We start from the raw sequence: 21976 nt of genomic DNA, 5'->3' as shown, positions 1-21976 counted from the left end.
ACTAAACGAATGAAAGGTGAGTTTCGGATGAAAGTCGTTCAAACAAAAGATACATTAAGTGATATTTACCTTGATGCCGTTCGTATTAGAAACCAAGTTTTTGTCAAAGAACAAGGCGTTCCTATAACTAGAGAAATTGATCAAAATGAAGCACATTGCATCCACTTTGTTCTTTATTCAGACCAAAATCTACCTTGTGGGACCGTTCGGCTATTACCATTAGAAAATGGAAAAATGAAGTTACAACGAATGGCGATTCTTGCAGATTATCGTCATCAAGGATTAGGTCAAATTTTAGTAGCTGAAGCTGAAGCTTTCGCCAAAAGTCAAGGATATAATACGATTTTGCTAGGCGCCCAAGCAACAGCTGAGAATTTCTATAAAAAATTAGGATTCACTGCTTATGGAGAACCATTTGAAGATGCTGGTATTGCTCATATTGCAATGAAAAAAGTCTTTTAATTATTGACAGGCTATCAAAGCAAGGATCATCCCTTGTCCTTTTTCTTCCATCATCAGTGTCTATGTTGAAGAACCCATAGCAAAAAAGCAGTAAGCGCAAAACTTTTGCGCTTACTGCTTTTTTTGTTTACTTGCGCGACAATTGCTTGTAACGGTTATACCAAATATCAATATAGCCTTCGGAGAAAGGGCCCTCACCATTATTGATCCAGTCAACCAAGATCTTCACGTTTTCTTTTAGGATGAAGTCGATATCATTCGGATAATTCATCATTTGGCTATGCATCTCATATTCATCGACATCTAGTAATCGTTTCTCTCCATCAGGAAAAACTTTGATATCTAAATCATAATCAATATACTTCAATGCCTCATCGTCCAGCAAAAAAGGTGAAGCTAGATTACAATAATAGGAAACCCCCTTTTCTCGAATCATTGCTATTACATTGAACCAGTATTTTTTGTGAAAATACACAATTGCTGGTTCTCGAGTCACCCAACGACGTCCATCAGACTCTGTAACTAGAGTATGATCATTGACACCGATCATCGAATGCTCACTTGTTTTTAATACCATGGTATCACGCCACGTTCGATGCAATTTGCCGTCATGTTTGTAACTTTGGATCGTTACAAACTCACCTTCTTTTGGGACTCCCATAGCAACCCTTCCTTACGCAGCATCTCATGCTTTGTGTTTGGGTGTTCATTACACCGACATCGTAATTATTATATCAATAAAAAAGAGCTTTGCCTAGAAAGGATTACTATTGTTTCGATTTTTCTCTAATTGTTCGTTTAATTTTACCTGTACTTTTGGAAAAGCCACGTTATCGAAGTCTTCTGGTAATAACCATTGTGTTATTTCAGTTTTAGGAAATTTGTCATTTGATTGAGAAGGTATTCGACCGTAAAATAGTAATACGTGCCATTTCAAATGGCTAAAGATATGCGTTACCTCTCCCAAATGCCGCTTTTGCCAAATCAATTGTTCTTTAAAATGAAAGGGTAGCTCTGTTTCTTCTTCTGCAACTTTGTCTTGATCGAATAAGCTTGGTTCATGAGATTGAGCCCATTCAGCTTGCAACCATTCGTATTTCTCTTTTGTGACTTCGACCATCGGGAACGTCCACATGTTTGCTAATAACCTTTGCGTATGTCGTTCCTCAAAATAATAGGCTCCCGCCTCATTTTGAATCGCTGCACACACATAATAGACATCTTTTGGTTTGGCTTTCTTTGTTTTTACTGGAAACGAGGTTTGCTCATTTTTTTTGTAAGCTAAGCAAAATGATTGGATCGGACATGATTCACAATTAGGTGAAGTAGGTGTACAAATGGCCGATCCTAGATCCATCATTGCTTGGTTAAACTCACCAGGATGCTTTTCATCAATGATCTTACGCATCGCCTCATCAAAAATTTTCCGACTAGAAGCTTTGGCGATGTCAGCTTCAATACAAAATAAGCGACTCACGACTCTCATGACATTCCCGTCGATTGCTGGTTCTGGCAAACCAAAAGCAATACTTGAAATAGCGCCTGTAGTATAAGGGCCAATCCCTTTCAATGAACTGATTTCTTCTGGTGTTTGCGGCATACGTCCATCAAATTCTGTCATGATCTGTTGGGCAGCAGCTTGGATATTTCGAACGCGAGAATAATACCCCAATCCTTCCCAAGCCTTTAAAAGTTTTTCTTCTGGTGCCGCAGCTAACGCTTCAATCGTCGGAAACCATTCCATAAAGCGATAAAAATAAGCAATTACCGTATCTACACGGGTTTGTTGAAGCATGATTTCAGAAATCCAGATACGATAAGGATCACGATCATAGCGCCAAGGTAGATTGCGTTTTTCTTTTTCGTACCAGCCAACAAATTGCGTTTGAAACTGTGCGATTTCCTCTTCCGTCCATTTTTCCCATTCTTTATTCACTTGCTTCTTCCTTTTCTACGATAAATCGTTGGATCATTTCTAAATCAAATCCTTTTTGATATAAGCTTTGTTTGATTTTTAAATTACGTTTTTTCGGTTCAAATCTCTCATTTTTACGCCATAACTTGTCTCCTTGTGAAACTAATGCTTCATATTCAGCGTCTTCATCCGTTTCTTGTGGTAAATGGGCGATGGCTTGTTGGATCGCCTCTTGGGTGAATCCCTTTGTCATCAAGTTTTGTTGAATTTTTCTAAAAAGTTCTTTATGACTTTTCCCATGATTTTTATTGAATAATTTTTCTGCCGTTTGCGATGCTATCGCTATTTGTTCTTCTTCTGGATATTGCAACAGTGCCTGCTCGATGATTTCCGGTTTCAAACCCTTTTGTTGTAATTGCTGAGCTATTTTTTTTGGTCCTTTGTCACTTAGTCGTACATTTGTCCGCACGTAGCTTTCACCATAGACGAGGTCATTGATCAAATCTAATTCCTTTAAACGATCCACGATCTTATTACGGTCAGCTAGTTCAATCTCTTTTTCTTTCAAATAAGTTCTAATTTCTTTTTCCGAACGCAATTGATAACTTAGATAATTGAGCGCTTGTTGGAGACCAAAGTCAAACCCACTACTTTTCTTGATTTCCTCAATTGTTTCTTCTGTTAATTCTTGTCCCTTTAACAAGCGGTAACGCACCAAGATATCTTCTGAAACCTTCAAAGAATCTCCTTCAGATAATTCGACTTGATAAAATGGACCTTTGCCTTTACTGATCCTAGTAACTGTTATCATTGAGTTACCTCCTCGAACGTATATTCTTATCATAACATAGAAAATCCCCATCGCTATTAATAATATGTTAGAATAAAACCACACTATTAGAAAAAAGGAAGATACTTATGACAGAAACCATTGTCAAAAACGGCCAAACCATCCCTTTAAAAATCAAACGACTGGGTATCAACGGTGAAGGGATCGGTTATTTCAAACGTTTGATCATCTTTGTCCCTTATGCACTGCCCAAAGAAGAAGTTCTTGTCAAGATCACGAAAGCAACACCTCGCTATGCGGAAGCTCGGTTAATCAAAGTCAAAAAGCAAAGCAAGGATCGAGTGGTGGCGCCTTGTCCAGTGTATTATGAATGTGGTGGCTGTCAGCTTCAACATTTAGCATATCAGGCGCAACTTGATTTCAAAAAAGATTTGCTTATGCAAGCGCTAGAAAAATTCAAACCGGCTGGCTTTCGTTCTTACAAATTACGTCCAACGATTGGCATGGAAGAACCATGGCATTACCGAAACAAAGCACAATTCCAATTAAGAAAAAATAAGAAAACACAACAAATCGAAGCTGGGCTATATCAAGCAAATTCCCATGAACTTGTGCCATTAATCGATTGCTTAGTTCAAGAACCACAGACACAGAAAGTGATGAATACGGTCGTCGAGTTATTGAATAAGTATGACCTTCCTATCTATGATGAACGGAGCAACAGTGGCATTTTTCGGACGATCATGGTACGTGTTGGAATAAAAACGGGTGAATTACAAGTTGTATTTATTACTCGTAGTCAAAAATTTCCACAAAAAAATGCAATCATCCGTGACATTAACCAACAATTGCCAGAGGTTGTTTCAATCATGCAAAATGTTCAACCTGCTAAAACTTCTCTCGTAATGGGCGATGAAACAATCCACCTTTGGGGAAAAGATGCTATTGAAGAACATCTCAATGAAGTTACTTTTGATCTCTCACCACGAGCTTTTTTCCAGTTGAATCCGCAACAAACAGAAGTCCTTTATAATGAAGGAATCAAAGCACTCGCGATCCAACCAAATGAAACGATCGTAGATGCTTACTGTGGTGTGGGAACGATTGGTTTAAGTGTAGCAAAACAAGCGAGAGAAATCCGTGGAATGGATGTGATTCCTCAGGCTATTGATGATGCACGTAAAAACGCTCAACGTTTAGGGTATACTAATACCCATTATGAAGTTGGAACTGCTGAAGAATTATTACCAAAATGGCTTGAAGAAGGATTTGAACCAGATGGGATCATTGTCGATCCCCCTCGTACAGGGCTTGATCCCCAGTTGATTCAATCGATCCTCAACTATCCGCCAACGAAATTAGTATATATTTCCTGCAACGTCTCAACCTTAGCACGAGATCTGGGACAATTAAGTAAGAAATTCAAAGTGGAATATTTGCAGTCAGTGGATATGTTTCCCCAAACGGCTCGATGTGAAGTCGTTGTAAAATTGACTAGAAGATCAAGTGTTACCAGCAAAAACTAGCTGAACTTTTTTCGGTACTTTTTCTGCTCGTCTGACTTAACTCAACCTAAGTAAATAAAAAACATCCAAAACACAGCTCTGTGTTTTGGATGTTTTTGTTATGCAATAGTTCATGATTGTCCACTTTTTTAACTCTTACTAATTCAATTTATCCACTAAATATTTACTTTTTGATACTTTTTAACGCACGAAACAATGTCTGGGATTGTCCTTTGAATGACATGACTTGTTCAAATATATCTTCCCCATCATTCAGCATCTTTACGGTGGTCCACCCTAGTGATTCGGTGATGGCACTTGCAACAGTGGCATTGATCGCTGCCCCTGTAACAGTTCCAACTGCTGGTACAAATTTGACAATATTTCCGACAGTACTTCTTCCTAAACTGACTACTACAAGTTCTTTAGAAACACTTTTCCCTAAACTTTCTGACCAAGATTGTCCAAAAAGTTTATGTAGCCGAGCCATCATAGTCAATTGAACTGGAACTAATAAAAACGCATCTGAAAAAGGGATCGGAGAGCAACCGATGATTGCAGCTGTTAACGAAGCCGCGTGAATGATCCTATGACTTTTTTTGCGTGTCGTTTCATCGACTCCTTTTAAGAAATCTTTAAATACATGATCAAATTTTTCTTGATTTTTTGCAAGGATTTTTTCTGCTACGATTTTCGATTGGTCATAAGCATTAAGGATCACTCTAGCTGATTTTTGTGGCATTTTTTTTAACACTTCAGCAAAGAAAGAGTCGAACTCTTGCTGGTCAAGTGTTTCTTTAGCAAGTGGTGCAACATGATTAGTTTCATCGCTTGTATCTTGCGTATTCTTCTTAAAAAATCTCATCATACTTTTCCCCCTACTAAAAACTACCAATACTCCATTTAATGAAGTATTGTTGTAGCTCTATCATACATTAAACCTTTCCTTAACCAAAATTATTCACTCATGAACAAAAGAAGGTTGAAACAACAATGTTTAGCATCAAGAATTTAGAACGAATTTCCGAAAACTGCTTCTCAAATTTAAAGATGAAAATCTCGAAACAGCTTCTCATGTTTTGAAAAATTCAGGCTTATTTCGAGGAGCTGATGATTGAACACCATTTACACATTTTTAGAAATAAAGAGACTGAAGCAAGTTTTGCCTCAGTCTCCTACACTTGTCTTTGAATAATTGGTATTTCTAGCACATATTCGCTGAAATTGAACCCAAAAGATTCTTATGCTTTATTATTGAATATTCGCATCAATTACTTGATAAAAAGCATTGGTTGTATCACTAATATTCCATACAGCCAAGATCACGTGATAGCCTTTACGATCTTTTGGAATATTGATTGTTTGTTTGACAGTTTGTGGCGGTCTTGCACCTTTGTCATCAATTTTTGATATCAATTCAAAATCACTGATTTTCAATGGTGCATTAGGATTCCAGCCAGTTTTAGTGATATAGTAATCCCAAGTACTTGTACTATGCTGCGCAGTTAAAAACCAAGTAATATTCAAGTTGCCAGTATTGATGATATTTTTATGCCATCTAGTTGCTGTTTGCTCATCTAGTGGCTCAAATCCAGTAACCCCAGCACTTGCTATTTTCCCATCGATAAAGGTATTTTTTGGTGCTTCAATACTTTGTGGCTCCCACTCTGCTCGTCCAACATTTTGGTTCAAATTACCAGCTGCTGCAGTTCCGAAATAAGCACGACTTCCAGGTGAGGTAATATAGCCATGAGCATAGCCAGATGCACCAAATCCAAACAAACCTAACATAACAACGCCAACAAACATTAAGATATTAACCTTTTTCATGATGAACCTCCCATTCATTGATAGGTTCATTGTAAGCGATTTTAATAAAAGAATTAAACATTATGCTTTTATAACTTTTAATAGATTCTTACCCATAAAGCTTCTGTAATATCTGGTTCCCATCCCTCAGTAGCTGGATGTGGTTGAATACAACGATAACGATGTCCCTTATAGGTAACGATATCGCCTATTTTATATGATTTTCCGATAACCCAAGTATCACCTTGCGTACTTTCACTTGTGGTTTTCACTGAGATTGCTTGGCTAAAGTCAGAGGTTCCTGCAGCGTTAACTGCTTTAACTTTATAGCTGTAGGTTGTATTTGCTTGTAAATTTTGATCTTTAAATGTATTCGTTGCACTTGTAGCGATGCGAATATTGTTTCGATAAACTTCATAATGAGTGACTTTTTCTTTTGAAGCATTATTAGTCCAGTTTAAAGTCACTGAATTTTGCGTAACATTACTACTAGTTAAATTTACCGGAATTGATGGTTTAGTTAGCGTTTCTACTGGGTCATTTTCTCCACCAGTCGTTCCATCAGTGAATTGTTGGGCAACAGTTAAGAACTCATATTGATTTTTGACTTGACCTTGACCACCATCGACCATGGCATCACAGTTCATTGACCAATAAGAAACCATCCCGAGTTTTCTTGATTTTGCATGTTGGACGATTTTATTGAACATATCAGTTGTAAAGTATGGATGTGTGTCTCCTTCAAATCCAACGGAAGGGGTTGTTCCTAATTTAGCATAAGCTTGAGCATCAGTTAACGTTTTGTTCGCATAACGTTTGTAGTAATCTTGTAATTGTTTTTTCGTATTGTCCACTGCATCTAGTGAACTTTGCGCATAATCGGGAACAACGCTACCGTAACACATCGTCATGATATTAACAGTAGTTAGATCAACACCTGCCTCAAGATAGGCTTGCAAGACAGATAAACCTGTAGATACCAATCCAAAGTCCATCACTGGTAATGTAAGGGTCACACTAACACCTGTTTCATCTTGGACTTTTTTAATCGCTTTAGCATTAGCTAAATTATGCGCATAATTCATTGCCCCAGCTTCTACGTCGAAATCAACACGAGTTAATCCATAACCATCAATAATTTCTTTATAAGCATTTGCTAAAATGGTTGAATCTTGTGTTGTTTCCCAAAATGCGCCAGAATTTAGACCACCAAATGATACAGCAACATCGCCACCAACTTCTCTTAATTCGCGAATGGATTTTTTGATTCCTTCATATTGCCATTGATCGCTATCACTTTCGCTTAAGCCTCCAAATCCACCCCAGGCCCAGTCGATCTTACCATTTTTAATACCTCTTGATTGCATGAATCCTAAATTGAAGAATTTTTGTCCAGTGCTTTTTACCACTGCAGCTAAATTAAGCGCTCCGTTATTTGATAGATTGCTGCCTGAAACATATGCCGTCATATCGACAAATGGTGCTACTACTTGATCCGCCCATTTGATCCCTTGACCAACGCCAAAACCAGCTTGCTTGTTCGTACTTTGTTCTGTCGCAAATGCCTCTTCCATGTTCAATAATAATGGCGCAATCATCAGACTACAAAGAGTTGCTCCCGCTAACATTTTTTTGATTCTTTTATTTCCCATATCTTCTTCTCCTTTCGTGATCAGTGCTATTATCATCTGTTTTGTAATCGATTACATATATTATCTTATCAGATAAATAACATCAAAAATAACAATAAATTTGACAATTAACGTTATTTAATCTAATTGACTGTTTTCTTTAATAATGTTCGGAGTTACAACATTACAACGACAATTCTTTTCTTTATTCAATAAGAGATAGGGGTTAATATTCTAATATAATAACTGATTTAAAATAACTAAACCAAAAGTATAATCTTCCAAATAAAATTCAAGTATGTTTAAAACGTTCATGGTAAACTAGAATTATAGAAAGGAGTTAAAACAATATGGCTATACTGAAAGATTATCGTTTTTGGGTTTGTACTGTTGGCATAGTGATTTTAGGTTTCTTATCGGGGATACTAAGTGGTAATCCAGGTAGTTATTATTATTCACTTGAGCTACCTCCTTTTGCACCACCTAGTTGGATCTTTGGTCCTATGTGGACAGTGCTATATATTTTAATGGGAATTTCGTTATATTTACTATTGGTAATGAAAAACAAAAGGGTCAAACAAAAATTAATTACATTATTTGTTATTCAATTTGTATGTAATTTTATCTGGTCTGCTTTGTTTTTCAACTTGCAAAACACCTTAATTGCTGCACTAGATATTACTTTATTATTGATCCTTCTCTCCATACTGCTTTATCAACTATGGAACCACTATCGCTTAGTGATGTGGTTACTGGTACCATATTATCTCTGGGTATTATTTGCTACGCTTCTCAACTATTCTATTTTATTTTTAAACTAGTAAAAAAAGCATCCGCACAGTCGGTTATGACTGTTGCGAATGCTTTTTTTACTTAATATCCATTTCCATAATTATATCCTTGTTCATTGTTTTCTTGTTGGTAAGTTTGTTCATTGTTTTGGTTGTAATTCTGATTGTAGTTCTGATTGCCGTACTGATCATAATTTTGATCGGCGCTTTGATTGTATTCTTGATTATACTCGTTGTACTGATTTGTTGTTTGCGAATTTCCTGAATAAGTTGAATTATTCTCACTTGTCGCAGTCTCGTTCGAATCTTCAGCGGATTGCGAGTCATTGTAGAACATGATAGAAGCATTGTCATTTTTTAAATTAGGTAATGTCTTACTTGGTTTGATGTTTAATTGTTTTTTTAATTCGTTTTGGATACTTAATAAATCATTTTCACCTAAAATTTGATAGTAAATACTATCAATGGTTGCATCTTTACCTTGCAATTGATCTTGTTTGATCGTTTCAAATGCTGGTGTGTAATTAGTTGCTACATCTAGCATATCATCCCAATCTAGGTCAGTTGTGACATTTTTTTCGACCGCTTTTAAAATTTTCCGATAATTGCTGACACCATCTAAACTCAATACTTTATTAACAATTTTGGTAACGACTTCACGCTGTCGTGCTTGACGTCCGATATCCCCCTTAGGATCTTCGTGACGCATCCGTGAATAAGCAAGGCCTTTCTTACCATCTAATACTTGTTTACCTACAGGAACATGAACACCATCTAATGTAAAATCAATTTTATTATTGACTTCCACACCTCCGACAGCATTGATCAAATCTTCCATTCCATCTAAATTAATGGTTACATAATGGTCAATGGGGATATCGAGTAACTGTTCGATTGAGTCCATGGCCATTTCAACGCCTCCAAAAGCATAGGCGTGATTCAACTTATCAACAGTACCATGACCAACGATATTGGTATAGATATCACGGTCTAAGCTGACGATCGTTGATTTTTTTTGTTGGGGATTCACCGTTACCACCATCATTGTATCCGATCTTCCTTGTTCGGTTCTACCTAATCCGCCAGTATCCAGTCCTAACAAAAGGACAGAAAAAGGTTCTTTGTCGTCAATACTCACTTTATCTTTACGCTTTGTTGACTGACGATTCGATCCCTTGGATATTTGATTGACTGTTTGGTTTGCTTCACCCATGAGTTTAATTCCATAAGCTGAGACTCCGCCAATAAAAACAACGAGAATTCCCAGTAAAGCTATTACGACTTTTTGCCACCGCTTCATAATGCACCTCTATCTCACATTTTCTTAAAATATTTTCTCATACAACTAATAAATCAGCAAACTACCTATTTAATCATAATAAAACTTTAAAAAAATAGTCGTGAATAAAAAACTAATTAATATGTAATTTTTTGAATTCTTAATTATCATACCATAGCATCATTACAGAGAAAAGCTTGAATCTAAGTATTTCAAAACGCTTTTATTTTTAAGCACTGAAATGCCTCTTACTCGTTCTCTTTCTTAATTACAATGGTCATCTTGGATCTGTCGTTTTATTTGCAAAAAAAGAAACGATGCCATTCAGCAGATATTGTCTCTTTTTTACAAATTGATACCACCTATTTTATACAGCTTTTAACTGTTTTTTATTAGCGATTTTACGGATGTAACGATCTATATCATGAAAATCACTCCCTGTTACAGACCCCTTCGCTAAAATTAGACTGTCTTCGATTAGTAATTCCTCTAGATAATCACTTAACTCTTGTAAAGTAGCAAACCATTTGAATCGTTGATCTTGTATTTGTTCTTCCTCAAAAATCTTTTTAAAATGCTCACCATAACCTAATATATGATCTGCTCCACAATGTTCCATCGAATCTTTCAGTGATTCATGGATTACTTGTGCAGTACTTCCTAAGTCAGCAATCTGTCCAAGTACCAAAATACTTTTTCCTTGATAAAAGGTTCGAACTTCATCAAAATAATCGATAGCATTTTTCATCGCAGGCAAAGAAGCATTATGGGTGTCGTCAATAAATGTGAAATTCGTTCCATTCAAGGAAGCATAATTCGTTTTATCGAGAATCTTAGACAATGGCTTAAATGTAGTAAATGCTGGCAGATACGATCGAATGTCGCCTTTTATTTTCCAGACTGTCAATAAAGCAGCAAAAGCATTAGAAATCATACCTGCAGAAGCAACTGACAAGTTCATCGAAAATTCTTGTCCTAAAAAAGAAAATAAAATTTCACAATACTCTCTTTCTTGTCTCGTTTCAATTAAGAAGACATCCTTTGTTTGATCATACAAAGAGTACGTGAGAATCTCTGCTGTTCTTTTTTTGGCTGCTGTCATTAGAATCGCTAGTTCTTCCTCACCAATATCTGTATTGATGATTGCAGTGCCATCTTGCTTCAGTCCTTCAAAAATTTTTGCCTTATGTCGTGCCACTCCGATAGTATCTTTTAATGAACTAAGGTGTGCTTCTCCAATTGAGGTTACAATCGCAATCTCTGGTTGCACTAAATTAGACATTGATCCAGTGTCATAAGAGTTCAACGCATTGACAGAGACTTCTAAGTTCAACATATCTGGCTCACTTACTAGCTTGCTTAGATATAGAGGAATCGCAAAACGAACATTGTGGTTCCCACGATTTTCTAACACTTTTTCATTTTGGAATAAATGTGAAATCATCATTCGTGTGGATGTTTTTCCTGCCGAACCAGTGATCGCTACAATTGGTTGTACAAAATTACTTCGGATTTTCTCTGAAATTTGTAGTAAAAATTCCCAACTATTTTTAACAATAAATTGAGGTGTTCTAACAGCTGGGTCATCAATGGGGATCTCAGTAATGATTAAACCAAACTCATTTTCCCTTCCTTTGATTTGCTCGTTCCCATCTCGCCAAGCCACTGTCTTTCGATTGATGTAACTTCTTCTTTCTGGTGTCAAACAAACAAATGCTGTGGTATTATAATTGGTTCTTTTGTTTAAATGTCCAGAAAAGTACTCAAAGTTGTCAATTATTTGATCAAGATGGTCGTACTTTTGTAAATACGCACCATCGATATCAGCCAATAATTCTTGGATCTTCCACATTCTTTTACACCTACTTTGTTCTAGATTCTCTCTACCATTTTCCTCGTCTTGGTCTTGCTTGATTCACATACCTTGTTGCTGTTTTTTCAATTCTCTGTGGAGAGTCATCTTGGTCTTCTTCCCAAGGATACAACCCCTCTTCATTTTTTTGATACTGACTCCAATCATTTTCTAAAGTTTCTGATTGATGGTCTTTTTTCTTTTTCAGCCGAAACCCTAAATAGGAAAGACCAATCAATGCTAAAGCAGCAAATCGAATATAACCAACCATTATCTTCACTCCTCTTCTCTTTTTAAAGGCATAAGTAATTGATCAAACCAGATAGAAAATGCTCTGCATCATCTATTCTCATACGGAAACGATCATGACGCGCAAAAAAACCATATTTGATCACTTGCGGTTGTTTGAAAAACTGTGCAAACTCTGGAAACATGACTCCTGTTGTGATTTCATGTAACACTCTTTTTTTCATTACCGTATTGATTCGTGCTTTCGTTTCAAAAAATTCGTTCTCTATCGGAAAAAGCTTATCTTTTAAAGGACTTCTTTCTAATTTGCTGATCATTTTTGAGGCTGCTACTAGTAACTCAAGCATGGTTGGATAAGCTGTATCTCGTTGATCGATAAAGTTGATGTTGACCATTGCATTCTTAATACCAAATTCATAGTAAGTATCTTTTTCTTGATATTTAAGCATCTCATTCGTTGCATAACTTAACCAGTGGTCATGGTATTTTTGATAATTATTTGCGACAAATTGTTCCATCAATCCTTCACAAATCTCAAAAATCTCAATTTGTTTTAAAATCGCATGTGCTCTTAAGAGGGAAAACAGAATTTCACCATCATAATAAATAATTCTAAAACGCTCTTTTGTCATTAATTCGGCATTCAACACATGGATCGTCTGATCATCTGGAGTGATAAATTTTTCTGAAACAGTCGTGATTAAACGACTAAGGGAACTATGAAAGATGGTCTCTTTAGTCACTTCTGAATATTTTGCTAAAGCCAAGATTGCTGTCGCCTGGGCTCCTAACTTATACTCTACTTCTTTATTCAAGTAATCTTTAATCAACAGCTGACCATTGACTTCAGAAGTAAGATTTTCCAATCCCCATAGTAATCCTTCTTTGACTCGTTGCATCAATTCCTGGTCGGATAAATATTCTGCCGATTCAGCTAATGCATACAAAGATGAAAAATGGCGAACCGAATTATACCCTTTTAGTAACTGATCATAGCAAGGATAATAGCCATAAATGAATTTACCAGTAGGAGTCAACTGTTTGGTTAAATAATTCGTTCCTTGTTCAATCACTAGTTCCGTAATCTCATCAAGATTTTCTGTAGTCACTTCTCTGACTTGATTGCCATTGCCATAATCTTTCAAAGGGAATACTTCACCATTTTCAAAATAGAAGGAGGCTGTTTCAAAAAAATAACACTTTGAACGCTCTAAGTAGCTCAAATCACTTTCTTCACGTCCATATTTACGCTTAACATAGCCACGGTAATTTTGGGAATCAATGTGTAACTCAGGATGATTTTTTCCAACTATATGTGCTTTACTTGGTTTAATGATTGCATTTGCTACTAATTCTTCTTTTAAAAAACTTCTTTTTCTGATTCCATCTATTCGCAAATTAAAATCGATGTAATTATTCCTTTTTATTTTGTTTAACCGTTCTTTGACTTGTTGAAAATCAACTTGCTCTTCTTTCGTCACTACATCCAACCTCAGATACGTTTCTGTCTCAAAATGATAGGTTCGATAAGCTGTTAGAAAATTATTCCAAATTGTTTTTAGATTGTTTCCGTAAAATTCATAAGTCTTACCACGCTTACTAAAATCTCCTACGGATACGATTAATAATTTTTTCTCCGTATGAATGACTACTTTTTCAAGTACTTCTTGGATGGTTGCTAAATCATTTTTATCTGTTTGAACTGGCATAGACTCACCCCTATCAAGAATAAAGAGGTTATAACTACATCCATTATGATTTTTAAATCTATTTCTATAGTTATAACCTCTCCGTTAATTATTAGTTATTCTTTTTATTTCTTTTCATTTTCCAAATACCCATTCCCGAAATCAACGATACTAAGCCACCTAACCAAGAAACAGATGAACTTACCGTATCAGAGGTTTTAGGATACATTTTTAGTGTTGAGCCATCATGGTAATTCAATGGTTTTGTATGACTTGTCCCACCATAGTGCAAAGGTAATTGTGGTGGATTTGAACCTGATCCACCAGAAGTGTTGATCGGCACCATTCCTGGGTCGCCGTTCTGATCCGTATCTGTACCATTTCCTGCACTTCCCATGCCGGCATCCGCATCGGCGTCAGCATCCGCATCAGCATCTGCGTCGGCGTCAGCATCAGCGTCGGCATCTGCATCGGCGTCAGCATCGGCATCCGCATCGGCATCGGCATCGGCATCAGCGTCAGCATCAGCGTCGGCGTCGGCATCCGCATCGGCATCAGCGTCAGCATCGGCGTCGGCTTCTTCATCGTCTGGGATCACAGCAGCAGCTGGTAAACTTGGATTGTCATTTTCATCATACGCGATTAATTGGATGTCTTCTAAAGGTGACACATCTGTGGCTGCAATTGGAATCGTAAAGTTTCCATTTTCATCAGCCTGTCCTTCTGCAATCAAATTATTCTCTTGATCATAAATACGAACTGTTGCATTAGGATCTGCCATCCCAGTTACTTCATAACCATCAGTTGAGTTCCCTGTAACAACAACATTATATGGTGGTGTTACTTCAGCAGCTTGATAAAAAACTGGCGAATAGCCATCAGAGCTAGAGGCGATATCGATAGATAAAACATCTGCTTTTACAATATTTCCAACGAAGCCAGCTTCATAAGGAACAGACATATCTACTCCGGCTGCCGCTAAATCACTATAATTAGGATCTTGAATCAATGTCGGAATCGTGACCGTCGTTTCACCTAATACGCTCGCATCAGCTAATGTTCCAATCAATGATGACCCCACACCAACTAAACCTGTTGCAGTAGCAAAAGTAAGATTAAACGCTGGTTTAATCGTTGCGGACAACGCTGTATTGATCGTACCTGCTGCTATCGTACCAAGAGCACCGCTTCCTGCATTCGGTGTCGCTTGGATTGCTTGGACAGCATCATTGATTCCATCTAAAATTTCAGTCAGCCCTTCTCGAATAATTGTTTCTAATGAGCCATCTAATTCACCATAGATATATTCGTCCCCTTGCATTTGAAGATTCAATGCTACTTCAGCTGACGTCAATGTACTAAGGTTCTCTAATAATGCTAGTTGAGCATACACTTCATCTAAATTGACTGATGCCAACGGGTTAAGGTTAACAATGTTTTCCACAGCAGACACTAGGGTAGTTACCGCCCCATCTACAATCGACAATAGTGGTTGTAGTTCTTCTCCTGGTAACAAAATATCTGTTTGGAAAGTACCCGTCCCATTTGGATTAACTAAACCTTGCATTTCAGTTGGGATTGCTAAAACTGCTCGTCTCGAGCCATTTAGAACACTTAGATCAATCCCATTATTAGCTGAAATAACAAAATCAACATTACGAGTCGTTCCAGCCAATGGAAAAGGTGCACTTGCTGTTGTTCCACTGGTATTAGACGTCGTTAGATTATTGAACAACTGGCCACTAATCAAGTCAGCATATACTTGTTGTGAACCCACAGTAAACAACGGTGTAGCAATTGAAATAGGTGCTGTCCCCAACAGCATCCCTGCAGCAATAGACGTTCCTACTAATAAGTATTTTTTGGATCGACGTTTAGCTCTAGCTTTTTGATCCATACTTTTTTTATAATCCTTTTTCATTTTTTTCCCCCTTAGATGCTTCCATTATTTACTTATGCTTTATCCCCCACTTAATCAATCACTAACAACAATTATTTCCGCTAGGAACTGGCCTCCTTTCTTTTTGTCAAAAAGATATCTTTCTGAAAAAACTTCAGTTAACTTAAGTTACAAAGATTTTAGCAATCGTTAAATTAAAAATCTATTATTAAGTTTTAATCTTTTTAAAATAACTTTATTATTTTAAAAATAAAAAGAAACTGTAGCAATTATGTAAAAATATTGCATAACATTTCGTTTTTATGCTTGGATAAATTATAATGTCATTAAGGAATTTCTCTATATGTCCATTCATGAAAAAAACTAACAGCCCAAATTAAAATAACGTATTTTCCACTTATTTTTTTGGCTATTTTTTATAAAAAATGATTATAATAAATTTTTTTCTCATTTTTCGTAAAAAAAAATGACAAAATTTAATAATTTGTCATTCGGAAAATTTCGATGTCATTCGGAAAATTTCGAGTATAAAAATATAGGAGGGAAAAATAAATGAATTTCTCTGTCATGTTAGAAAGGAATATCCAAGTCCAATTAACGATCTTGGACAACTTATATCGCTCACAAGATACTTGTACGTTAGAAGAATTATCGAAAACAGCTCATTGTGACAAACGTTCTGTGCTTCATCAATGTGACTATCTTAAGGTTTTATCTGACGATCACATCACAAAAAGTACAAAAGGCTTCACTTTTTCTGGAACGATCAGTGAGTATCAACTATTACTACTAAAAATCTTGGAACATTCCGCCATCTTTCAATTGTTAAAAGACCTTTGTCTTCAACCTAGAGTTGATCTGGTTTCCTTTGCCACAGAGCAAAAGATTAGTATTCCCTCCTTAAGAAGACATCTTACTCGAATCAATCAGTTGCTTACTACCTATCAATTACAATTAAAGACTTCAAAAGGCTTCGTGTATCTCAAAGGTAGTGAACCACAAGTCCGTTATCTTATTTATTTATTTTTGTGGCAATACTATCAAGGGGTCGTTTGGCCCTTTCCAACCGTTGATTTTCATGAAACCTTTGCAGGGATTGAGTATGCTTTTCAGCTGACAAAACAAAAACCAAATAAACTGAAAATTATTGAATGGTGCTTTATTATTGCTATCACTTTCGTCCGATCAGCATAAGGAAATCAGATGAATCAGAGAGAACTTCCTGATTTTACAGAAGAGATTTGGGATAGCTTTGAAGAGATTACCCATTTTCTTAAACGAATGAGCGTGAAAGCCAAGCTCGATCTTTTGGAAGTCCAATTTTTATTTCTTTGGTTACAAGCACGCCCAGCTTTTTATTTAAAAGACGATCACTTAGAACGAGCCATGAAATTCCATCTAAAAAAAGCCACAGCGATCAAACAATTTCAAAATAGTTTCTATAGCTATATTTATGAAATTGGGTTTAAATCTACACAAATCAACGTAAAGAAAAAATTACTAAATAGTACGATCTTTGCCAACGGGATGAGCGGGCTGTTGTTCCACCGATTTTCCACCATTAAATATGACTTATCAGTCTTTGTAGAAGAAAATTACCCAGCATTCAATCGAGAAATCAATCAATTAGCTTCCCAATTCCAAAAACAGCAACAAGAGCTGTATTGGGTACAATCCTGTCATTTGATCGAAGCATTTATGATCATTACTTCTCCAACATACTTTGATAAAGAAATAAAGATAAAGTACGAAAGTGACTTGCCATTAAGTATTGAACTGAGTTATATGAGTATGTTACAAGAACAATTACGAGTTTACTTAAATGTGGTTTTTACAAATGATCTTTTGTTTGAGCCAGACTTAATCATTCGAACAACCGATATGCCATTAAAGATCCTGACCTATGAAGAAACAATCCCGTGTTTAGTCGCTCCGACTGATATGTCTAGTGAGCAGATTTATTTATTAAGCCAAAAAATCAAGAAACTAGTCAACGAATAATTAACTTGGGTTTTTATAAAATAAAAAAAAGATGGCAGACGCCATCTTCTTTTTATTATTTGAATAGACCGCTAAGCGGGCTTTTCTTCAACAAGTTATTATAATTTAGTCACTTCAGCAGCTTGAGGGCCACGTGCGCCTTCAACAATTGCAAATTCAACTTCTTGACCTTCTTCTAAGCTCTTGAAGCCGTCTCCTTGAATTGCTGAAAAATGTACGAACACATCGTCTCCGCCGTCTACTGTAATAAACCCAAATCCTTTTTCATTGTTGAACCATTTAACTGTTCCATGTTCCATAAATGTATAGCCTCCAAAAAAGTTCTTGCAAGAAACCTTGCATAAATATTATACCGAATTTAGAAAACGCTCGCAAGACTTGCTCAATTTATTTTTCATTCTTTTTTTTAGGCTTGAAAATGATTATTTGGCAGATGATAATCGATTGTTTACTTCTTCCCAGTTCACAACGTTCCAGAAAGCTTCAATGTAATCAGGTCGTACATTCTTATATTTCAAATAATACGCATGTTCCCAAACATCTAAACCTAAAATAGGTGTTTTGCCTTCCATTAATGGTGAATCTTGATTGGCTGTTGAAGTGATCGCTAATTTACCATTTTCCATCACTAACCAAGCCCAACCTGAACCAAAACGGCCAGCTGCAGCTTTTTTAAATTCTTCCTTAAATGTTGCAAAATCACCAAAGGCTTCATCAATCGCTTCTTTAATTGCACCAGTTGGTTCGCCACCAGCATTTGGTGCCATGATTTTCCAGAAGAAAGAATGGTTTGCATGTCCGCCACCATTATTACGTACAGCAGTCTTGATATCTGTAGGGACAGCATCCATATCAGAAAGTAGTTCTTCGATTGTTTTTTCACCTAGTTCTGGATGTTTTTCAATCGCTGCATTTAAATTTGTTACATAAGTATTATGGTGTTTGTCATGATGCAAGTGCATCGTTTCTTCATCGATATAAGGTTCTAACGCATCGAATGCATATGGTAAATCTGGTAATGTGTAAGTCATAAAAAAATTCCTCCTCAATGTGTTTGTTCATAGTTTCTACACTACAAAGAGTAACAAAGAGCAAGGAATTCTTCAAAAATTATGCCTACTGTGGATTTTACTTCTCTTTTTCAGGAAGTTCTTCCTCAATAATGGTTGTCCCTTTAAAAATAAACAATTTACTAAAGACATAATTGGCGACTACCACGATGACTTGGGTAATAATCTTAGCCACATAATCATTTGTGTGCATCACCTGAATCAGCAGCAACATGGAACCCATATCCATACCATAAGAAAGAATCCGATAGAACAAAAATTTACTAAATTCAATAACTAAATGGAAAAAATTAGGTGACTTGGAATGAAATACCCATAATTTGTTCGTTACAAAAGCAAATAAAACAGAACAAATCCAAGAAATAGTATTTGCTATCGGCATACTTAGATGGAGCATCTGTAATGCAATTGCAAAAGTAACGATATTCACGACTGTTGCTAAACCACCAAAAAATAGGTAAATAAATATTTCCCAGTAACCTTTTTCTTCTAAAAATTGTCTCACTCGATAATAAAAATTCATCGTTCATCCTACCTTACTAATCAATTCTTATTCATCATACCTTATTTGTCGCTGGTTTTCATCTTTATTCCTTAAATTCATCTTTGTAACTAGTAAATTTTAACATTATCGTTATTTTTTATAAAAGCAGGTTCTCACATGAACCTTAAAGGAAGATTGCCAATTGGTATTTCCCCTTGTATTTCTTCTAAGACTTCGCTAGAATTGCTAATGATGACATTATGTATAGAAGGAGTAACTATGACAACAAAACAATTAATTATCAGCTCATTCACGCAATTTAAAGAGCTCAAAAATGCTAGAAAAACCCCGTTCGCTAAATCGGTTCTTTATCTTTTGGTCCTTAGCATCATCATGGCTTTGCCTATTTCCTATCAAGTGTTTCAAGTGCTAGAAAACATCAAACAAGATGGTCAGAAAATTGCCACCAAGATTCCAGATTTTTCCATAAAAAACGGGAAAATTGATGCAGCAGATCATGAAGGTTTCATCTATCAAACAAATTCTATCATCTTTACTTTTGATCCGGAAGGCAAACGATCTGAAAAAGATATTACTTCTGACTTAGTCGGAAATTTTCTTAGTGTTGGACTACTAAAAAATAAACTCGTCGTAGCTTTGCCTAATACCGGTACTACTTTTCTAAACAATAACTCACTTGAACTTGACTATAAAAATGATGCCTTAAAAAATCTAACAGGAAAACAATTGCGTACAACCTTAAGTGAAGCAACAATTCCATTTTGGATCAAGATTGTGACTTTCTTAATTTCTATTTATCCAAGCTTTTTGAATTTGATCGTTACTTTACTTTTAGCTAATTTTGCAGCTTATATTTATGCGCGCTTACGTTTGACTGGCGCTTCTTTTCTTGATTGTTTAAAAACGATGATCTATTCAATCACCCTACCAACAGTCTTAGCCACGATCTTAATGATTTTCTTACCGGCTTTTGACACAAGTGCTTTTATCGCAATAGCAGGACTTTTTATTTTTGCACAGGCGGTAAAAGGCTGGCCAAAAAGCCAAATGATGTAGTTCACGAATGTCAAACATAGGAAACGACTTTCTTCGATTAGGCGGCAACGCTAGTCAAAGAAAGTCGTTTTTTAATGTCAACTATTTTTCTAAGTAAGGATCAATATCCTTTTTGTAATGCCACTTCATTTATCTTAAGCTCTTGATTTGTGACATAGCTTTTAAGATTGGCTAGAAAGATTGTCATTAACTTATTTTGAAAATCTGAGGTTAAGCCAGCGATATGTGGCGTAATCAATACTTGATCCATTTCCCACAATGGACTTTTTTCAGGTAATGGTTCTTCTTCAAAAACATCCAACGCTGCAAAGGCGAGTTGTTCTTCATTTAATGCCTGAACTAAATCAGCTGTTTTTAAAGAAGCCCCACGTCCAACGTTGATGAATAACGCATGGGAAGCGAATTTTTTGAATAATTCATAATTAAAGAAGCCCTTAGTCTGCTCTGTCAGAGGCAAAATATTTACAATGATATCCATATCAGCTACTACTTTTTCCACTTCGTTTAAGGAATACGTTTGACTGAATCCTTCTACTGGATGCCCGGTAGTATTTATCCCATAACTGACCATAGAAAAGCTGTCTGCTTTATCAGCAACCATCTTGCCGATTTGCCCCGTTCCGATGATCAATAATTTTTGTTTTTCTAATGGCTGATAATGGACATGAGTTCCTAACCATTCTTTCTTTGCTTGTGCTTTTTGTGCTTGGAACAGCCCTCGAGAATAGCCTAAAATCACTCCCATGATGTGTTCAGCTATTGATTCACTATGAATACCACTACCATTTGAAAGTAAGATCCCTTTTTCAGAAAATGCCGTTAGTGGTAAAGTGTCTACCCCTGCCGAGATCGAATGTACCCATTTTAACCCTGGAGATGCTAATAGCTCTCTTTCGTATTGGCGATTCCACCCTAAACTAATTTCAACATTCATCAAATCTGTAAGTTCAAGCTCAGTTTTTATGACATAATTAGGCGCTAATTCAGTCATTTTATCAATAAATTCTTGTCTAAATCCTCGATCTAAATAAATAATTTTTTCTGCCATCTTAGTTACGCATCCCTTCTATTACTAATTGTAATCAAGTGTTTCGTGACTCAGTCTTATGAAAAAAGAGGTAAATATAAAAAAGGAGTTTTCCAAGCTAATGGTAGCTAAAGAAACGCTCCTTTGTTTTATTGTTCTTTGAAATGATAAGTTGGCTCATTTAAAGATGCATCATAATCAACAACAAGATCATACCCCTTGAAAAACCAGTCATCTGCTTCTTCAATAAAAAACAGCATCCCGTCAATGGTTTCTTCTTTGATTGGTCGTTCAGGCTGTTCGACAGACATTCCGATAGAAAAACCATCATGTACTTCTGTCTTGCCGTAGACTTTCCCAAAAAAACGAATCCCATAATTTTCAGGGATGGTTACTTCCTCTTCGAACCATTTACGTGCATTATCTGTTACTGATAATTTCATTCC

At 36.2% G+C, this 21976-nt stretch carries 22 protein-coding genes; 6 read left to right on the top strand and 16 right to left on the bottom strand.

The features are described 5' to 3' along the window. Positions 1–27 precede the first annotated feature (27 nt). Positions 28–462 carry a GNAT family N-acetyltransferase gene (locus AB3I42_RS02465; RefSeq protein WP_010719695.1) on the top strand — a complete coding sequence of 145 codons (435 nt, stop codon included), beginning with the start codon at positions 28–30 and terminating at the stop codon, positions 460–462. 127 nt (positions 463–589) lie between these two features. Here the strand turns inward: AB3I42_RS02465 and AB3I42_RS02460 are convergent, their stop codons facing one another. The 3 genes from AB3I42_RS02460 to recX form a co-directional block, all read right to left on the bottom strand. Continuing rightward, a complete protein-coding gene (locus AB3I42_RS02460; RefSeq protein WP_010719696.1) occupies positions 590–1123 on the bottom strand; it encodes a DUF402 domain-containing protein in 534 nt (177 codons plus the stop codon). Positions 1124–1216: 93 nt separating this feature from the next. After that, the gene (gene mutY / locus AB3I42_RS02455; RefSeq protein ID WP_034698908.1) at positions 1217–2398 is read right to left on the bottom strand and encodes an A/G-specific adenine glycosylase; all 1182 of its coding nucleotides are present in this window, start codon (positions 2396–2398) and stop codon (positions 1217–1219) included. Beyond that, positions 2391–3188 (bottom strand): recombination regulator RecX, encoded by a 798-nt coding sequence (gene recX / locus AB3I42_RS02450; RefSeq protein ID WP_010738148.1) that lies wholly within the window; start codon positions 3186–3188, stop codon positions 2391–2393. Before recX ends, mutY begins: the two co-directional genes overlap by 8 nt. 107 nt (positions 3189–3295) lie before the next feature. On the opposite strand from recX, the gene rlmD reads away from it, so the two are divergent. After that, positions 3296–4693 (top strand): 23S rRNA (uracil(1939)-C(5))-methyltransferase RlmD, encoded by a 1398-nt coding sequence (gene rlmD, locus AB3I42_RS02445; RefSeq protein ID WP_010738149.1) that lies wholly within the window; start codon positions 3296–3298, stop codon positions 4691–4693. A 163-nt stretch (positions 4694–4856) separates the two neighbouring features. On the opposite strand, the gene AB3I42_RS02440 is transcribed toward rlmD, so the two are convergent. From AB3I42_RS02440 to AB3I42_RS02430, 3 genes are all read right to left on the bottom strand, one after another. Continuing rightward, positions 4857–5537 carry a YcjF family protein gene (locus AB3I42_RS02440; protein WP_010738150.1) on the bottom strand — a complete coding sequence of 227 codons (681 nt, stop codon included), beginning with the start codon at positions 5535–5537 and terminating at the stop codon, positions 4857–4859. A 386-nt stretch (positions 5538–5923) separates the two neighbouring features. After that, on the bottom strand, positions 5924–6502 hold the full coding sequence (locus AB3I42_RS02435) for a lytic polysaccharide monooxygenase (RefSeq protein ID WP_010719701.1): 579 nt from the start codon (positions 6500–6502) through the stop codon (positions 5924–5926). Between the two features lie 77 nt (positions 6503–6579). Next, entirely contained in the window at positions 6580–8133 is a 1554-nt protein-coding gene (locus tag AB3I42_RS02430) for a carbohydrate-binding protein (RefSeq protein ID WP_181914583.1), read from the bottom strand. Between the two features lie 329 nt (positions 8134–8462). Here AB3I42_RS02430 and AB3I42_RS02425 point away from each other — a divergent pair, with 329 nt between their 5' ends. Next, positions 8463–8933 carry a TspO/MBR family protein gene (locus tag AB3I42_RS02425; protein WP_010738152.1) on the top strand — a complete coding sequence of 157 codons (471 nt, stop codon included), beginning with the start codon at positions 8463–8465 and terminating at the stop codon, positions 8931–8933. A gap of 52 nt (positions 8934–8985) precedes the next feature. Here the strand turns inward: AB3I42_RS02425 and AB3I42_RS02420 are convergent, their stop codons facing one another. The 5 genes from AB3I42_RS02420 to AB3I42_RS02400 all read right to left on the bottom strand — a co-directional run bounded on the left by AB3I42_RS02420 (position 8986) and on the right by AB3I42_RS02400 (position 15892). Further along, the gene (locus AB3I42_RS02420) at positions 8986–10203 is read right to left on the bottom strand and encodes an LCP family protein (RefSeq protein WP_010738153.1); all 1218 of its coding nucleotides are present in this window, start codon (positions 10201–10203) and stop codon (positions 8986–8988) included. 346 nt (positions 10204–10549) lie between these two features. Next, a complete protein-coding gene (locus AB3I42_RS02415) occupies positions 10550–12034 on the bottom strand; it encodes a UDP-N-acetylmuramoyl-tripeptide--D-alanyl-D-alanine ligase (protein WP_034867859.1) in 1485 nt (494 codons plus the stop codon). 31 nt (positions 12035–12065) lie between these two features. Further along, the gene (locus AB3I42_RS02410) at positions 12066–12305 is read right to left on the bottom strand and encodes a hypothetical protein (RefSeq protein WP_034698894.1); all 240 of its coding nucleotides are present in this window, start codon (positions 12303–12305) and stop codon (positions 12066–12068) included. A 22-nt stretch (positions 12306–12327) separates the two neighbouring features. Then, positions 12328–13992 carry a hypothetical protein gene (locus AB3I42_RS02405; protein WP_034867856.1) on the bottom strand — a complete coding sequence of 555 codons (1665 nt, stop codon included), beginning with the start codon at positions 13990–13992 and terminating at the stop codon, positions 12328–12330. 91 nt (positions 13993–14083) lie between these two features. Continuing rightward, positions 14084–15892 carry an adhesive domain-containing protein gene (locus AB3I42_RS02400; RefSeq protein WP_368022238.1) on the bottom strand — a complete coding sequence of 603 codons (1809 nt, stop codon included), beginning with the start codon at positions 15890–15892 and terminating at the stop codon, positions 14084–14086. Between the two features lie 531 nt (positions 15893–16423). On the opposite strand from AB3I42_RS02400, the gene AB3I42_RS02395 reads away from it, so the two are divergent. Both AB3I42_RS02395 and AB3I42_RS02390 read left to right on the top strand, forming a co-directional pair. Then, positions 16424–17065 carry a helix-turn-helix domain-containing protein gene (locus tag AB3I42_RS02395; protein ID WP_368022237.1) on the top strand — a complete coding sequence of 214 codons (642 nt, stop codon included), beginning with the start codon at positions 16424–16426 and terminating at the stop codon, positions 17063–17065. A gap of 9 nt (positions 17066–17074) precedes the next feature. After that, positions 17075–17872 carry a hypothetical protein gene (locus AB3I42_RS02390; RefSeq protein ID WP_010738160.1) on the top strand — a complete coding sequence of 266 codons (798 nt, stop codon included), beginning with the start codon at positions 17075–17077 and terminating at the stop codon, positions 17870–17872. Between the two features lie 98 nt (positions 17873–17970). Here AB3I42_RS02390 and AB3I42_RS02385 read toward each other — a convergent pair whose 3' ends face one another. The 3 genes from AB3I42_RS02385 to AB3I42_RS02375 form a co-directional block, all read right to left on the bottom strand. Next, entirely contained in the window at positions 17971–18171 is a 201-nt protein-coding gene (locus AB3I42_RS02385) for a cold-shock protein (protein WP_010719711.1), read from the bottom strand. A gap of 123 nt (positions 18172–18294) precedes the next feature. Further along, positions 18295–18903 carry a superoxide dismutase gene (locus AB3I42_RS02380; RefSeq protein ID WP_034867853.1) on the bottom strand — a complete coding sequence of 203 codons (609 nt, stop codon included), beginning with the start codon at positions 18901–18903 and terminating at the stop codon, positions 18295–18297. 97 nt (positions 18904–19000) lie between these two features. Continuing rightward, positions 19001–19465 carry a GtrA family protein gene (locus AB3I42_RS02375; protein WP_010719713.1) on the bottom strand — a complete coding sequence of 155 codons (465 nt, stop codon included), beginning with the start codon at positions 19463–19465 and terminating at the stop codon, positions 19001–19003. 240 nt (positions 19466–19705) lie between these two features. Between AB3I42_RS02375 and AB3I42_RS02370 the strand changes: the two genes are divergently transcribed. After that, positions 19706–20503, top strand: coding sequence for a DUF1189 domain-containing protein (locus AB3I42_RS02370; protein WP_025480226.1), 798 nt, complete (start codon positions 19706–19708; stop codon positions 20501–20503). A 100-nt stretch (positions 20504–20603) separates the two neighbouring features. Here AB3I42_RS02370 and AB3I42_RS02365 read toward each other — a convergent pair whose 3' ends face one another. Together AB3I42_RS02365 and AB3I42_RS02360 are read right to left on the bottom strand one after the other, a co-directional pair. Next, a complete protein-coding gene (locus AB3I42_RS02365) occupies positions 20604–21551 on the bottom strand; it encodes a phosphoglycerate dehydrogenase (protein WP_181914585.1) in 948 nt (315 codons plus the stop codon). A 128-nt stretch (positions 21552–21679) separates the two neighbouring features. Beyond that, positions 21680–21973, bottom strand: a complete 294-nt coding sequence (locus AB3I42_RS02360; RefSeq protein ID WP_010719716.1) for a HesB/YadR/YfhF family protein — start codon at positions 21971–21973, stop codon at positions 21680–21682. Positions 21974–21976 lie beyond the last annotated feature (3 nt).

It is taken from the genome of Enterococcus sp. C53 (assembly GCF_040887425.1).
Classification (GTDB): Bacteria; Bacillota; Bacilli; order Lactobacillales; family Enterococcaceae; genus Enterococcus_B; species Enterococcus_B hirae.
Note: the sequence above shows the minus strand (reverse complement) of the source record. Positions and strands in the feature narration are given on the sequence as shown.

Bases quoted from the DNA above. Each gene is read 5' to 3' on its own strand.
- AB3I42_RS02425 (WP_010738152.1), top strand. From the start codon at position 8,463: ATGGCTATACTGAAAGATTATCGTTTTTGGGTTTGTACTGTTGGCATA.
- AB3I42_RS02370 (WP_025480226.1), top strand. From the start codon at position 19,706: ATGACAACAAAACAATTAATTATCAGCTCATTCACGCAATTTAAAGAG.
- AB3I42_RS02410 (WP_034698894.1), bottom strand. From the start codon at position 12,305: ATGGTTGGTTATATTCGATTTGCTGCTTTAGCATTGATTGGTCTTTCC.
- AB3I42_RS02440 (WP_010738150.1), bottom strand. From the start codon at position 5,537: ATGAGATTTTTTAAGAAGAATACGCAAGATACAAGCGATGAAACTAAT.
- AB3I42_RS02395 (WP_368022237.1), top strand. From the start codon at position 16,424: ATGAATTTCTCTGTCATGTTAGAAAGGAATATCCAAGTCCAATTAACG.
- AB3I42_RS02400 (WP_368022238.1), bottom strand. From the start codon at position 15,892: ATGAAAAAGGATTATAAAAAAAGTATGGATCAAAAAGCTAGAGCTAAA.
- AB3I42_RS02465 (WP_010719695.1), top strand. From the start codon at position 28: ATGAAAGTCGTTCAAACAAAAGATACATTAAGTGATATTTACCTTGAT.
- rlmD (WP_010738149.1), top strand. From the start codon at position 3,296: ATGACAGAAACCATTGTCAAAAACGGCCAAACCATCCCTTTAAAAATC.
- AB3I42_RS02415 (WP_034867859.1), bottom strand. From the start codon at position 12,034: ATGTGGAAGATCCAAGAATTATTGGCTGATATCGATGGTGCGTATTTA.
- AB3I42_RS02420 (WP_010738153.1), bottom strand. From the start codon at position 10,203: ATGAAGCGGTGGCAAAAAGTCGTAATAGCTTTACTGGGAATTCTCGTT.
- recX (WP_010738148.1), bottom strand. From the start codon at position 3,188: ATGATAACAGTTACTAGGATCAGTAAAGGCAAAGGTCCATTTTATCAA.
- AB3I42_RS02360 (WP_010719716.1), bottom strand. From the start codon at position 21,973: ATGAAATTATCAGTAACAGATAATGCACGTAAATGGTTCGAAGAGGAA.
- AB3I42_RS02390 (WP_010738160.1), top strand. From the start codon at position 17,075: ATGAATCAGAGAGAACTTCCTGATTTTACAGAAGAGATTTGGGATAGC.
- AB3I42_RS02365 (WP_181914585.1), bottom strand. From the start codon at position 21,551: ATGGCAGAAAAAATTATTTATTTAGATCGAGGATTTAGACAAGAATTT.
- AB3I42_RS02460 (WP_010719696.1), bottom strand. From the start codon at position 1,123: ATGGGAGTCCCAAAAGAAGGTGAGTTTGTAACGATCCAAAGTTACAAA.
- AB3I42_RS02375 (WP_010719713.1), bottom strand. From the start codon at position 19,465: ATGAATTTTTATTATCGAGTGAGACAATTTTTAGAAGAAAAAGGTTAC.
- AB3I42_RS02405 (WP_034867856.1), bottom strand. From the start codon at position 13,992: ATGCCAGTTCAAACAGATAAAAATGATTTAGCAACCATCCAAGAAGTA.
- AB3I42_RS02380 (WP_034867853.1), bottom strand. From the start codon at position 18,903: ATGACTTACACATTACCAGATTTACCATATGCATTCGATGCGTTAGAA.
- AB3I42_RS02385 (WP_010719711.1), bottom strand. From the start codon at position 18,171: ATGGAACATGGAACAGTTAAATGGTTCAACAATGAAAAAGGATTTGGG.
- AB3I42_RS02435 (WP_010719701.1), bottom strand. From the start codon at position 6,502: ATGAAAAAGGTTAATATCTTAATGTTTGTTGGCGTTGTTATGTTAGGT.
- AB3I42_RS02430 (WP_181914583.1), bottom strand. From the start codon at position 8,133: ATGGGAAATAAAAGAATCAAAAAAATGTTAGCGGGAGCAACTCTTTGT.